General features: G+C 63.1%; 12 protein-coding genes. 6 read left to right on the top strand and 6 right to left on the bottom strand.

Translation table 11 applies throughout. The features are described from left to right. The 6 genes from ASF44_RS15010 (at position 1) to ASF44_RS14985 (ending at position 6,512) form a co-directional block, all read left to right on the top strand. Positions 1-459 carry a low molecular weight protein-tyrosine-phosphatase gene (locus ASF44_RS15010; RefSeq protein WP_056900031.1) on the top strand — a complete coding sequence of 153 codons (459 nt, stop codon included), beginning with the start codon at positions 1-3 and terminating at the stop codon, positions 457-459. Between the two features lie 414 nt (positions 460-873). Next, on the top strand, positions 874-1,692 hold the full coding sequence (epsA, locus tag ASF44_RS15005; RefSeq protein WP_056900030.1) for an XrtB/PEP-CTERM-associated transcriptional regulator EpsA: 819 nt from the start codon (positions 874-876) through the stop codon (positions 1,690-1,692). Next, positions 1,685-3,109 (top strand): undecaprenyl-phosphate glucose phosphotransferase, encoded by a 1,425-nt coding sequence (locus ASF44_RS15000; protein WP_056900029.1) that lies wholly within the window; start codon positions 1,685-1,687, stop codon positions 3,107-3,109. Before epsA ends, ASF44_RS15000 begins: the two co-directional genes overlap by 8 nt. A gap of 126 nt (positions 3,110-3,235) precedes the next feature. Continuing rightward, positions 3,236-4,480, top strand: a complete 1,245-nt coding sequence (gene epsL, locus ASF44_RS14995; RefSeq protein ID WP_056900028.1) for an XrtB/PEP-CTERM-associated polysaccharide biosynthesis outer membrane protein EpsL — start codon at positions 3,236-3,238, stop codon at positions 4,478-4,480. 21 nt (positions 4,481-4,501) lie between these two features. Further along, positions 4,502-5,338, top strand: a complete 837-nt coding sequence (gene epsE, locus ASF44_RS14990; RefSeq protein ID WP_235579226.1) for a polysaccharide export protein EpsE — start codon at positions 4,502-4,504, stop codon at positions 5,336-5,338. A gap of 16 nt (positions 5,339-5,354) precedes the next feature. Further along, positions 5,355-6,512 (top strand): acyltransferase, encoded by a 1,158-nt coding sequence (locus tag ASF44_RS14985; protein WP_056900027.1) that lies wholly within the window; start codon positions 5,355-5,357, stop codon positions 6,510-6,512. A gap of 78 nt (positions 6,513-6,590) precedes the next feature. Here the strand turns inward: ASF44_RS14985 and ASF44_RS14980 are convergent, their stop codons facing one another. Genes ASF44_RS14980 through ASF44_RS14955 form a run of 6 tightly spaced genes read right to left on the bottom strand, consistent with a single transcriptional unit; the run spans position 6,591 to position 13,131 of the window. Next, complete coding sequence (locus ASF44_RS14980) at positions 6,591-7,661, bottom strand: glycosyltransferase family A protein (protein ID WP_162243816.1); 1,071 nt, start codon at positions 7,659-7,661, stop codon at positions 6,591-6,593. Between the two features lie 13 nt (positions 7,662-7,674). Continuing rightward, the gene (locus ASF44_RS14975) at positions 7,675-9,036 is read right to left on the bottom strand and encodes a hypothetical protein (RefSeq protein ID WP_156374512.1); all 1,362 of its coding nucleotides are present in this window, start codon (positions 9,034-9,036) and stop codon (positions 7,675-7,677) included. Positions 9,037-9,091: 55 nt separating this feature from the next. After that, entirely contained in the window at positions 9,092-9,988 is an 897-nt protein-coding gene (locus ASF44_RS14970; RefSeq protein WP_162243815.1) for a family 16 glycosylhydrolase, read from the bottom strand. A gap of 2 nt (positions 9,989-9,990) precedes the next feature. Further along, positions 9,991-11,172: a glycosyltransferase family 4 protein gene (locus ASF44_RS14965; RefSeq protein ID WP_056900023.1), complete on the bottom strand. Its 1,182-nt coding sequence runs from the start codon at positions 11,170-11,172 to the stop codon at positions 9,991-9,993. A gap of 5 nt (positions 11,173-11,177) precedes the next feature. After that, on the bottom strand, positions 11,178-12,215 hold the full coding sequence (locus ASF44_RS14960; RefSeq protein WP_056900022.1) for a glycosyltransferase family 2 protein: 1,038 nt from the start codon (positions 12,213-12,215) through the stop codon (positions 11,178-11,180). Then, on the bottom strand, positions 12,205-13,131 hold the full coding sequence (locus ASF44_RS14955; RefSeq protein ID WP_056900021.1) for a polysaccharide biosynthesis tyrosine autokinase: 927 nt from the start codon (positions 13,129-13,131) through the stop codon (positions 12,205-12,207). The genes ASF44_RS14960 and ASF44_RS14955 overlap by 11 nt, the downstream gene beginning before the upstream one ends. Positions 13,132-13,150 lie beyond the last annotated feature (19 nt).

The raw sequence follows: 13,150 nt of genomic DNA, 5'->3' as shown, positions 1-13,150 counted from the left end.
ATGTACGAACGCATCCTGGTCGTCTGCACCGGCAACATCTGCCGCAGCCCACTGGCGGAAGCCATGTTGCGACTGCAATTGGAGGCCGATGGCCGCGGGCAGATGACGCAGGTGCAATCCGCCGGCACGCGTGCGTTGGTCGGCAAGCCTGCGGACGAAACGGTGCTCCATGTCGCCCGCCAACAGCCGCGGCTGCTGCAAGAGCTGGAGCGGCATTGCGCGCAACAGGTCAACGGCACGTTGCTCTGGTGGGCCGATCTGATTCTTGTGATGGAACGGCCCCATGTCCGTCAGATCGAGAAGATCGATCCGCAAGCGCGTGGAAAGACCCACATGCTGGGCCACTGGCTTGGGAGAACGATCGCCGACCCCTACCTCCGGCACGAGTCGGTCTACCAGGAAACGCATGGCCTGATCGAACAGGCTGTGTTGTCGTGGCGCGACAGGATCCGTAAGTAACGGTAGGCTGCGCGGGAGCCGCTGAGCTGCACCAGGAACGGGCGTCAATCAGGACACTGTTACATTTCCTGATGGCTTGAAAGTTGCTGCACGGCACTGTGCCGCTAAGATCGCCCGCTACCAACCACCGGCATCGACAATCTGTCAAGGCAGGCTTTCCTGTCGTTGACGGCCCCCCGACCAGCTGACGGCTGGGCGCATCCTGACGAAAAGAGGCCGAACAATGACAATTTGGTCCAGACGGGGATGCCATCAGGCAGACATGGACGGGCATCAAACTGGCGACAGTCGAGACCGAGAGCCAAGAATGAGGCCGGGAGCATCCATGAAGATGCACCATTTCGACGCGCGCAGGGGGCCGCGGCGTCCATGTATTCCATTGACAGGTCATCCTCAAGGACGTGAATGTCATTTTTGAGCAAACTCCCCGACGCTGACCGCGAACGCTGCTTCGATGTACTGGCCGAAGTCGCACGCATCCGCACCCACCTGGACTTGTTCAATTGGTTGCGTGGCGGCATCCAGTACTTCATGCCGCACGACATCCTCGTGGCAGCCTGGGGCGACTTCCAGCGCAACGCCATCGGCTACGACATCGTCTCGCCACTGCGCGGTGTGCGCACGGCGCGGGCCGATGCGTCCGCGCTGGTTCCCCGCCTGCAGGAGCTGTTCGCCAACTGGTCGGCCGGAAACAAGCAGCCCTATGTGACGCCTGCCGAACGCATGAGCGGCGTCTTCTCGCTGCACCCGCTGCAAGACCCGCTGCGTTCGATCTCCCCACCGATGCGCTCTGCCCTGGTGCATGGCCTGCGCGACCTGCGCAGCGGCGAGGATTGCCTGTACGTGGTGTTGAGCCGCGACCCCGTTTCCGAGGAAGCTGGCGCAGCTGCCATTGCTGCGCTGCTGCCTTACATCGACATGGCCATGCGCCAGGTCGCCTTGCCTTCCGACGCGCTCACGCAGGGCCATCCGGCCGGGGCGGCCGCGCAGATCACCATTTCACGCCAACAAGGCATGGCCGCGCCCGTACCAGACAACGGCATGACCAGCCGCGAGCTGCAGATCATGCAATGGGTCGAGATGGGAAAGACCAACCAGGAGATCGGCACCATCCTGGACATCAGTGCCTTCACCGTCAAGAACCACCTTCAGCGCATCTTCAAGAAGCTGGACGTCTACAACCGCGCCCAGGCCGTGTCCCGCTTGAAGAACAGCCCCTACGCCCATGGATAGCTCCCCGATCCCACTGACCGACATCAAGGCCGCCTCCGACGCAGCAGGCGGCGGCACTCTCGGCAAGGACCACCCGCTCAGCTTCATTGAATCGCTGATTGACCCCGGCATGCTGGTCCTGTCGCTGTGGGGCGTCGGCCTCTACCACAGCGGCAGCCTCAAGCCGGAGTACCTCATCCTGTCCGTCATCGTGTTTGCGATGACATTTCCTGGCACGACGCAGATCCGCTCGTCGCTGCGCAAGCTGGTCACGCAAACCCTGATCAACTGGGTCGCCATCGCGGCGCTGCTGCTGGTCATGGGCGTGGCCACGGGCTACAGCCGCCAATTCCCTACCGGTGCAGTGCTCATGTGGCTGTGGCTGGCCCCGCTGTCCCAGATCGCGGCACACCGCGCCCTGCGCCTGGCGGCGCCTGGCATCCTGGCGATGCGCGGGCCGCCGCGCAAGGCCGTGATCGTCGGCATGAACACGCAAGGCGTGGCGTTGGCGCGCCGCATCCGCGAGACGCCCTACTCCCAGATCGAGGTCTCCGGCTTCTTCGACGACCGCGAGTTGCACCGCCTGAACGCGCCCATGGGCTTCGGCCTGATCGACCGCCTTGCCGCCCTGCCGGCCTACGTCCAGGCCAACGACGTGCAGATGATCTACCTGTCGCTGCCGATGGCGTCGCAGCCGCGCATCCTGCAGGTGCTCGACGGCCTGAAAGACACCACCGCATCGATCTACTTCGTGCCCGACATGTTCGTGACCGACCTGATCCAGGGCCGCAGCGCATCGGTCTGCGGCACGCCCGTCATCTCCGTCTGCGAGACTCCGTTCCGCGGCACCACCGGCCTGGTCAAGCGCGCCTGGGACATCCTGCTGGCATCCGTGATCCTGGTGCTGATCGCCCCGGTCATGTTGGCCGTGGCCATCGGCATCAAGCTGACCTCGCCCGGCCCGATCGTCTTCAAGCAGCGCCGCTACGGCCTCGACGGCAAGGAGATCATGGTCTACAAGTTCCGCTCGATGACCGTGACCGAAGACGGCGAGAAGAGCTACACGCAGGTTAAGCGTGGCGACGCGCGCGTGACCAAGATCGGCGCGTTCATCCGCAAGACCTCGCTGGACGAGCTGCCGCAGTTCATCAACGTTCTGCAAGGACGCATGAGCGTCGTCGGCCCGCGGCCTCACGCCATCGCGGTGAACGAGCAATACCGCAAGCAGATCTCCGGCTACATGATTCGCCACAAGGTGCGCCCCGGCATCACCGGCTGGGCGCAGGTGAACGGTTTCCGTGGCGGCGACGATCTGGAGTCCATGCAACGCCGCATCGAGTTCGACCTGGACTACCTGCGCAATTGGTCGCTGCGGCTGGATCTTTACATCATCGCGAGGACGGTGGGCGTCGTGTTCAAGGACAGCAAGGCGTTTTGATGCCCCGCCGTCTCTCGGATCCAATGAACGTGCGTCTCTCGTGCAGCCCATCGGTTGGGTCGACGAATCGCCGCTTTACTGCAGGTTGTCGTGGTGAACCCTCGTTTCAGATTTGAACATTCACACTTGACCATTGAGCGGCGCTCCTTTCATCCCTGCATCGTCCTGCACCATCCGCTCGTCAAGGGCAGCGTTCTGGCGTGCATGTTGACGGGCGCGGGCGGCGTTTCGGCGGACACCGACAAAACGCTGCAACTCGTGGCCCGGTATGAACAGTTGCATGACAGCAACCTGTTCCGGCTGTCTTCGACGCTTCCTGCATCGACGCTGGGAGGCCGTCCTTGGTCCGATACGATCCGGATCGGCTCTGCCGGCCTGTTGCTGGATAAAAGCTACTCTCTGCAGCGCATCGAACTGAATGCTTCGCTCGTCAATTACAAGTACCAGAACTACGATTACCTGAATTTCACAGCGCTGAACTATGCGGCGGCGTGGCATTGGTCGATCACACCCCGTCTGCGCGGAACGTTGCAGGCCACCCAGCGCCAGAATTCCAACAGCTTTTCCGACACGCAGGACGTGACCCAGCGCAATGTGCGGACCGACAGCGTTCTGCGTGCGCAGGGCGAGTACGACATGGGTGCAGCCGTCAAGCTTTTCGGTTCCGTGGACCAGTTTCGCCTGCGCAACGAGGAACTGCTGGCCCAGGACCGCGGATTCAAGGTGCAGAGTGTGGCCGGCGGCGTGCGGTATGTGTTGCCTTCCGGCAGCCAACTCAGTTACAGGCTGCGCAAGGGCCATGGTGAGTACAGCGAGGAGGCAACCGTGACCACGACGCCGCTGCCGACCACGTTCAACAACACAGAGCACGAACTCACTGCAAGGTGGGTGGCCACCGGAAAAACCACCCTGTATGCGCGCGTGGCGCATGTCAGCCGCCAATACCCCGGTTTTGCGGGGAGTGATTTCAGTGGTCCGGTGGGTGGGCTGCGCCTGAGTTGGCAACCGACGGCCAAACTCCGGCTGGATGCAACGGCAGACCGTGACTGGCGTTCTTACCAGACCCAGTACAGCAGCTATGCGTCCGGCAATAGATTCACGTTGACCCCCTCGTGGCAGGCGACGGCGCACACCAGCCTGCGCATGCATCTGGAGCAGTACGACGAAGACTATGGCGGGGCAATCGATCGCGCCAACTTTCCGTTCGACCGCGCCGACACCACGCGGTCGGCGTCCCTCGGCTTGGATTGGCGGCCTCGCGACAGCATCACCTTGGGTTTTTGGTTGAAGACGGAAAAACGCGTGTCCAATTACTCCGGCTTCGATTTCAAGAACAATTCGGCCAATTTCTCAGCCCAGATCTCCTACTGACGATCATTTGGCAAAGCGCATATGAACCTGATCCTGCCCCTCCCCCGCCGCACGGCCGTCTGGTTGGCTTTCTTCATCGTGACAATGTTCAGTGCACTGCTGCCACGCATGGCAGCTGCACAGCAACAAAGCATCGACTACCGACTCAGCGTCGGTGACTCGATCCGAGTGCAGGTCTTCCAAAGTCCGGACCTGACCGTCGAAACGCGCATCTCAGACAACGGCGCCATCAGTTATCCGCTGATCGGCACTGTCGAACTGGCCGGCCTTTCCATTGCGGACGCGGAGCGAAAGATCGCCCAAGCCTTGCGCACCGGCAACTTCCTGGTACGGCCGCAGGTCAACATCGTGCTGCTGCAGGTGCGCGGCAACCAAGTTGCCGTGTTGGGCCATGCCAGTCGCCCGGGCCGCTTTCCCCTGGACACCGCGAACATCCGCGTCACGGAGGTGCTGGCCATGGCCGGCGGAGCGACCGCTACCGGAGCAGACTATGTGATTCTGACCGGCACACGCGATGGACGGCCCTACCGCAAGACCATCGACATCACGGCACTGTTCATGGTCGAGTCCAGCGAAAACGACGTCGCCATTGCCGGGGGCGACGTCCTCTACGTTCCACGCGCGCCGATGTTCTACATCTACGGCGAAGCGCAGCGGCCTGGCGCCTACAGGATCGAACGCGGCATGACCGTCATGCAAGCGCTAGCGACTGGCGGTGGCCCCACCACACGCGGCAGCGAGACCCGGTTGCGGCTGCACCGCAGGGACGCTGCAGGTGTCGTTCAACAGACCACGCCACAGTTCTCGGATGCCCTGCAGCCCGATGATGTGATCTACGTGCGCGAAAGCCTGTTCTGACACCGAGGGTAAGGCCATGAGCCCGCAGCCCGCAGCCGTCCGGCCGCGACCGGACAACTACTCGCTGAACATCAACGGGTTCCGCGGTGTCTGCGTGCTGCTGGTGTTCTTGCACCACGTTGCAAACTCCGGTTTGCCGCCGACTGCCGACGCGACATCGACGGCCCAAGTGATGCTGCATCGCCTGTTCATGGCCTTCGGCTATGGCGTCGAACTGTTCTTCATGATCAGTGGCTACGTCATCGTGAACAGCCTGCGCCGACATGCCACGCTGTCGCGGTTCCTGCTGGATCGCGTGATCCGCATCTTTCCAGTATGGATTCCCATCGCGATCTTTCTGGCCGTCGTGCGTTATGCAGCTGGCCACGGCGGCACGAGCACGCCTGTGGAATGGGTCCTGCACTCGCTGGCCAATCTATTCTTGCTGCCGCCGCTGTTGCCGATTTTTCTGCTGCACCCGGCGTCTTGGTCATTGACCTACGAGTGGGTGTTTTATGGCGTTGCCGCGCTGGCTGCACTGTTGTGGCGGCGGGGCGCCCCCCTGCCCGCCAAACTGGTGTGGGCTGCCCTGGCCGGCTTGCTCATCGCGTGTTATCCGCGTGCCCTGTTCTTCCTGCCAGGCGTGCTGGTCGCGTTGGCACCAGGTGCCGTGCGCTGGCTGCAGCGCACACCGATGCTTGTGCCATTGACACTCCTGGTGTTCTTGTTCGCCTGGTTCGACACCGGCATATTCGCCGCGGAGTTCAGCGTGCCATTGTGGTCCGTGCTGGCCAATGGGCACACCCTGTCCGTCCTGCTCGCGGCTCTGGCTGGCACGCACGTCATCGCCTGCGTCGCCATGGCGGGAACACCGGCTGGCCTGGGCGCACTCAGAACGCGCGCGGCTCAGCACCTCGGCAGCATCAGCTACAGCTTCTATCTGGTGCATCCGGTGGTCATGTCCATGACCAAGCTCTTGCTGTTGAAGCTCTTTCCGGACGGTCGCGGCAGCTGGGAGCTGACGCTGGTTTTTGCCATCGTCTCTGGCTTGCTGAGTTGGCTGGTAGCGTACTGGTCGTGGCGTTGGCTCGAGCAGGGATTGGCCAAGTGGCTCACGAAGCGCTGGCGCGAAGTCCCAGCCACCGATGGTGCCTATGCCACGGCGCCGGCCGCGAGTCCTCATCTGACGCGGTGACCCTCCTTCCAGGTGGCTCTGCCGCCATCTGAAGGCGCTTCAACTGCAAAGGAAGCAACGCATCCGGACGGGTGAAGACTACGAATTTCTTCCAGGTCCGGTCTCTGCCGCTCGCCCCAAACCGGTCAAGGTTGCCCAACGGCGTCGCCAAGGCTGCAACAACTCGGCACGCTGGAACCGCAACTGGATCAGTGCGCGCGCCGCGCTGCGCGGACTCCATCGCAGAGCCGTCAGCCACAGCATGTGGAACAGTTTCAAGTGCGATGGCAGGGGACGCTTGCGCAATGCCACGATGCCGGCGCGCCACAGGCGCCCTGGTGAATCACCCGCGCTTTCCTCGTAGGGCTCGCCCAGCTTCAGCGCCATCAACCGGTAGTTGATGAACGTCATATCGTGGTCCAGCAAGTTGCCTTCGGGTAGTTGCACGCCCAGGGCGGCCGCATGCTGCCGCAACACGTTCACTTCGCTGACCCGCAAATTCACCTGTTTGGCGAACCGCACACCGATGGCATTGGATGTCGTGCCATGGTAGTTCTGATTGGCTTGATGCAAGCGGTAGCGGGCCAGTGCCTGGGGCACGACCTGGATGCTGCCGTACAGCGGCGCAACCGTGTTGAGAATGCCGTCCGGCGCCATCTTCACCGTCAGCGGCATCACGCCTTGCAAGAATCGGCGCGCGAAAGCATTGCCTGTCATGACGGGCCAGACATAGGTGCCGAACCGCTTGAACTCACTGCGCACCTGTTCCGGCCCGTAGGGCTCCACATAGTTGCAAAAGCGCCTGCCCAGCAGTTCGCCGGCCCCGTTGATGACCTCGAGCTCGAATTGCACTTTGACGCAGTCGGGCGTCCACGCCTCGATCACAGCCTGCACGGCACCGGTTTCGAGAATGTCGTCGGCGTCCAGGAACATGACGATGTCGCCGCTGCTCGCGGCATATCCGCGGTTGGTTGCCGCGATCTGGCCAGCATTTGCTTGGTCGATCACGGTGATCTGCGCGCCGAAACTGGCGAGCACCCCCGCAGACCCGTCAGTCGATCCATCGTTGACAACGATGATCTCCGTCGGCGCAATCGACTGCGCCAGAGCACTGCCCACCGACAGCGCGATGTAGCGCTCGTAGTTGAAACAGGTGATCACGATGCTCACCGTCGGCACTGCGTTATCCGCCATCGCGTGGCCTTTCGTTCTTTTGCACGGCGCCCCGGCCACGCACTGCATCATCCGGTCTTGCCGTACTCAAAACGAACTTCTCCGGCAATCTCGAAGGCCACATCGCACTCAAAAAGAAAATCATCAACAGCGATTCCGGTCCCAGAAGATTGCCGCCGAGCAGATACCAGTTCACGGCCAGTGCCGAGCGCAAGCGCAGCGGAATCCATGGCCTCGCGAGCGCGAACAGGATCAGCGCCGAAAACAGCAAGGCGCCCACCATTCCGTACTCGAACAACACCTTGCCATAGGTGGTCTCACAAACAGCAGACATTTTCTGCGTCGTGCCGGGCCCATGGCCGAGAAGAGCCACCCAGGGATCAGACTCGATCTGCTCGACCACCAGTTTTGCAGGCGCCACAAACCGGCAATAGGCGCTGCTGCCCTCTGCGTTGAACTCACCCACACGGCCCAGGGTGTAAGAAAGGTTCAATGCATCGCCGAACAGCAACACGACCAATCCGATGGCCAGCCCTGCGATGACGGCACGCGAAAACGTCTGCCAACCAAGTGGCAGCGCCAGCGCGACGATAAGGATCAGCATGCCCGAACCCGAATACGTCACGACCACGGCAAGGCCGAACAAGGCCAGCAGCGATTTGCGTCGCGCAAGCTCCCACTCGCAGACAAGCGCAATCGCCATGTACATGGAAAAGCCAGAAGCTTCGCGCAGAAAAAAGCCGTTGGACTTGAACGCCGACCCAATCACATTGGATGTGTTGTAGACGCCCGACCCGCGAATAGCTGTGGGAATGTAGTCTGTGAAGTCGATCAGCCATGGCAGTCGCACCACGAACTGCGCAAAGTATTGCGTGACGCCGAACACGGCAAGCACTGCCATGAAGATCACATACCAGCGCATCATCCATCGCCACATGGACCCGGCATGCGGGCCGTTGCGCAGCGCGAACACGAACGGCGCATACAGCACGCACAACAGCATGAGAGAACCCAGCGACGTGAGTTGCCGGGTACCGAACGTCATGTTCACGACGAAGCTTGTACACGCCAGCGTCACGGCACCGACATAGAGCAGAGCACTCACGACGTTGATCTGCGCATGGCGAGTCACGAGCAGCGCGGCGACCAGCCCATACATCGCCATCGTGGCGGGATTGACCGAATAGCTGCTCGTCAGACGCAGGCCAAAGCGGTCCAGCACCGTCAGCGCCAGCAATACAAAGACAAACGCAACCTTCAGGCCGAACGGTGGTTGTGCCGCATCTGGGGCAGCATGGACCGTCTGCGTGCCTGGGGTACTGCTGCGCGGCACCTTGCCCGACCATGCATGGCCTGGGTGCGAAAAACTCATGGTGTCAAGTCTGAATAGTCAGGTGTGACTGTCAGCGCCGCAACCCCGGCCTGCCTCATGCTTGCCACACGCGGATATGCCGGAGCATCAGCCTGGCAGGAAAAGCGTCGGCACCGTCCGGAGCACCGGGCCAGCTGCCACCCACGGCGAGGTTGACCAAAATATGCGCCGGCCCGCCATCCACCCCGTCTTCGTGCTCCCACTTGAAACTCTGGTCCGCCACAAGCTTGTCGTCCACGTAGTGGCGGACCCGGTCCGCCTCCCACAAGACGGCAAAGCGGTGGTAATCATCCTTGTAATCAAATCCCGGCCAATAGGATTGGTGCTTGTCCAGGCGCGACGAGGTGACGACCCTCTTCTCCTTGCTGCGGGTGTGCAGGATGTGAAAGCTGTTGCGTGTGGTGTCGCGGCCGTTGTTGACGATCTCGACGATGTCGATCTCAGGAGGCCACCGCCCGTCCTGTGGGTTGAGCCAGAACGCCGGCCACATCCCCCGCCCCGCAGGCACCTTCATGCTGCACTCGAAGTAGCCATATTTGCCGAACCACTTGGATCGAAGCATGCCGCTTTCGATCTTCCCGCGCGCCACGCCTGCAGGCGCGCGCGCGACCAGTGCCAGCGCATCGTCCTCGAACGCATGGTTGCCGTTGTCGCGGTAGCGCTGCCATTCATCGTTCAGCGCGTCCTGCTGCCCGTTGTTGTAGATGTAGCGCGTGAAGAACTCCTTGCGCAACGTGGCGATGTCCGTCACGTTCGAAGTGAAGTCCCAGTTCTTGACCAACTGGTAGCCGGTGCCAGCGATCGGTGCCGGCAACGGCACCGCGGTTTGCCCATGTGCTGCCCGCGTCAGCCATGCGCCTCCCCCCGCAAGGCCAATCAAGCCCTGGATCAGCCGCCGGCGTAACAGCGTCAGCGAACGAAGAGGTTCTGGCGAATCCGGCAGGTTGCGCATCGTTACTCCACAGTGCTCGGGCTGTTCGGGTGCGATACGCCGTGGAAGGCCGCCATCGCATCCAGGTACAGGGCGCGGGTCGTCCGACCGATCTCTGCCCAGGAATCCGACGCGGCTGGTGCGCTGCGCCTCGGACGCCGTGCGATGGACGACTGCATCGCCTGTGCAAGTGCATCCACGTCCTCGCATGGCACGAGCGTGCCGTCGACATCGGGAACCATGTCCTCGGCAAAGATGCCCACCCGGCTGGCAATCTGCCAGCAACTGAGGGACTTCACGAGGAAATACACGCCGCTGGCATCGATCTGGCGGTAGGGGAACACGAAGCAATCGGTCTCTGCGAACAACGTGGCCATTTCCTCCTCGGACTGGCGCTGCGGCCGCATGTCAAATTGCTCCGACAAGCCAAGCGCCTCGATCCGGGCCAGCAGCGGCGCCAGATCCATGCGCGGACGGCCGGCAACGACGACACGCGCCTGGGCACGCATGGCGGCAGGCATGCGCGCAAAAGCCTCGATCAGCAGGTCGAGCCCCTTGTAGGGCTTGATCTCGCCAAACAGCACGAAGGTCCAACGCGGATCGCGTGGTGTCGCAGACGGCATCGGCTGCACGGCCAGCTGCAGAGGTCCATGCGGGATCACCTCGATCTTGCCGGCCGGCACCCCACGGTCGATCAACGCCTGACGCCCGGACTTGGTGTGCACGATCAGCCGATGGGCCCAACGCATCGGCACATCGAATCCAATGCGCTGCAGCAGGCTCATCTTCTGGCCGTTGAAGGGCACCGTGTCGTGAACGGTCAGCACCAACGGGCACCACCTGCGGATCAACATGAATGCCAGCACATCCAACGGCGGCACCACGATCCACTGGACGTGCACGACATCGGGCTTTTGCTTGCGTACACGCGCCAACAATGTCGCCAACCCGGCAAAGTGGGCAATGCCCTTGAGCACCGGCTTGAGCCGGTTCGGCACCCATTGCGCCTCATCGGTCCGACGGTAGAAGAAGGTATCGGTCCGCTCGATCGGCAGCTCCTGCCGGTCGCCCTTGCGCGTCGGCCGTGTGGCCCACACCACCTCCACCCCGGCGGCCACCAACCCGGTTGTCAGCGCGGCGTCGTAAGGGGCCGTGAAAAGTGAAGGATCGATCAACAGCGCATGAAGCGGGGAAAGCTGCGTCATGCCGCCTAGACCTCGCGCCTTGCGCCCAGCGGCAGCGACCCATCGGCCCGCCACGGTGCTTCACGGATGAAGGCCAATCCGCACAGAAAACCCGCAGCCCAGCTCGTGTGCATGATGCCCGCAGCGGGCCCGGCCCACAGTCCGCACAGGGAACGCCGGCCCCAGGCGGTCTGGCACGAGGTAAGGGCCAGCACACCCGCGTACACCAGCGGCCAGGCCAAGGCCCAGGCGGACCATGCGGCCAGCGCCAGCGACATCAGCAGCACCAACAGGTGCACCGGCAGCGCGAGCTGCCGCAAGCGCATCGAACCCGGATGGCGGCGGACCGTGCGGGATCTCCCCCGTCCGTAGGCAAAGTACTGCTTGGCCAGCCGGGCAGGCGTGGCGCGTGGTGCGTACTCGAGCCGGATGTCGGCATCCAGATACACCCGGCCACCCAGCCGGCGCTGGCGGCAATCGAACTCGGCGTCCTCGTTGTGGGTGAAGCTCTCGTCGTAGCCTCCGGCACGCACGAACGAGGCCATGCGAAACGCCGCGTGGTGCCCATGGTCCACGTAGCCGCTGCGCCGCCCACCACGGTGCGCAGACCCGCCAGAGCCCACACGCGTATCGGACACCCAGGCCACGGCACGCTGGAAGCAGCCGCTGCCAGACGAATCCATGGGCACGACCACTTCATCGGCACCCGTACGTTCCAACGTTTGCAGCAGGCTGCCGATGAAGCCGCTCGGATAACGCGCATGCGCATCGCAACGCACCAGCACATCGGCACCGCCACCATGCGTGCGAACGGCAAGATTCACGGCTGCGCTCTGGATGCGCTTCGGATTGGCCATCAGCTTCAACCAGGGGCGCGTTGCTTGCAGCCGCTGCACGCGCTCGACCGTGCCATCGTCGCTGCCGCCGTCCGCCACCACCATCGTCACCTGTGCGTCGACGGGCAGGTCGACAGCCAGGGCATCGATCACCGCGTCGATGCCATGTGCCTCGTTGAGCGTGGGGATGACAACAAGCACGCGCAGCGCTTGTGCCTCAATGCTCATTGATGATCACCCCGGCAAATGTGGCCCGCGTCTTGGCGATCTGTTGGACCAGTTCCTTGATGGCGTGCATGCGGCTGGTGTTGCGGCGGCCGATCACCAGGGCAGCTCCGCAAGTGGCAGCCAGGACGCGCGCGTCCGCCCCGTGGCTTGCCGCCGGCGTGTCCACGATCACGTGGTCGAACTTGGCGCAGACCTCCTGCAGCAGCAGGCGAAAGGTCGGTCGCAGGAAAAGCTCCAGCGGATTGGGCGGCGTGGCACCCACCGGCAGCAGGAACAACCCGGGCAATGCCGCCACCTCGTGGATGACTTCCGCATCGGCACGGCCGGCCAGGATGTTGCTCAGGCCTGCACGCCTTGCCACGTTGAACAGATCCTGCTGGCGCGGTGTGCGCATGTCGGCATCGACCAGCAGCGTCCTGCCGCCCAACTGGCTGAACGCGATGGCCAGGTTTGCCGCAAAGAAGGACTTGCCGTCCCCCACGTTGGGGCTCATGACGGCCAGAGCGCGCCGCGGCTGGTCTGGCGCCAGCGCCCCCATCAGCAACTGGCTACGCACGTCGCGGAACATCTCTGACTCGTCGCTGAACGGGTCGATCGCCGTGATCAGTTCAGGGCTCAGCGCCGACACATCGCCCGCGGGCGCATAGGGATATTGGAACTGTTGCGACAGCGCCCAAAGCACGTCATCGCGCGATGCCAACTTCAGGGCGACTGCAGCCTCGCCGAAATGCACGCGGTGCTCGCGCTGGTATTGCAGCACCTGTTCGATCTGCGCCGCAGTGAGCCCGCGCGCCTCGCGGATCAGGTCGCCGATCGAGCGCCCCATCACCACGCCACCATCCGCCGCTGGCGAAGATCCCGACTGGCCAGAATCACCGACCGGTGGCATGGCGCGCAAATTTGATTTGGATTGCATGAAGTCCTGAGCGCATTGA

Source organism: Pseudorhodoferax sp. Leaf274 (assembly GCF_001422445.1).
GTDB lineage: Bacteria > Pseudomonadota > Gammaproteobacteria > Burkholderiales > Burkholderiaceae_C > Pseudorhodoferax.
This window is presented reverse-complemented; position numbering and strand designations above follow the sequence as displayed.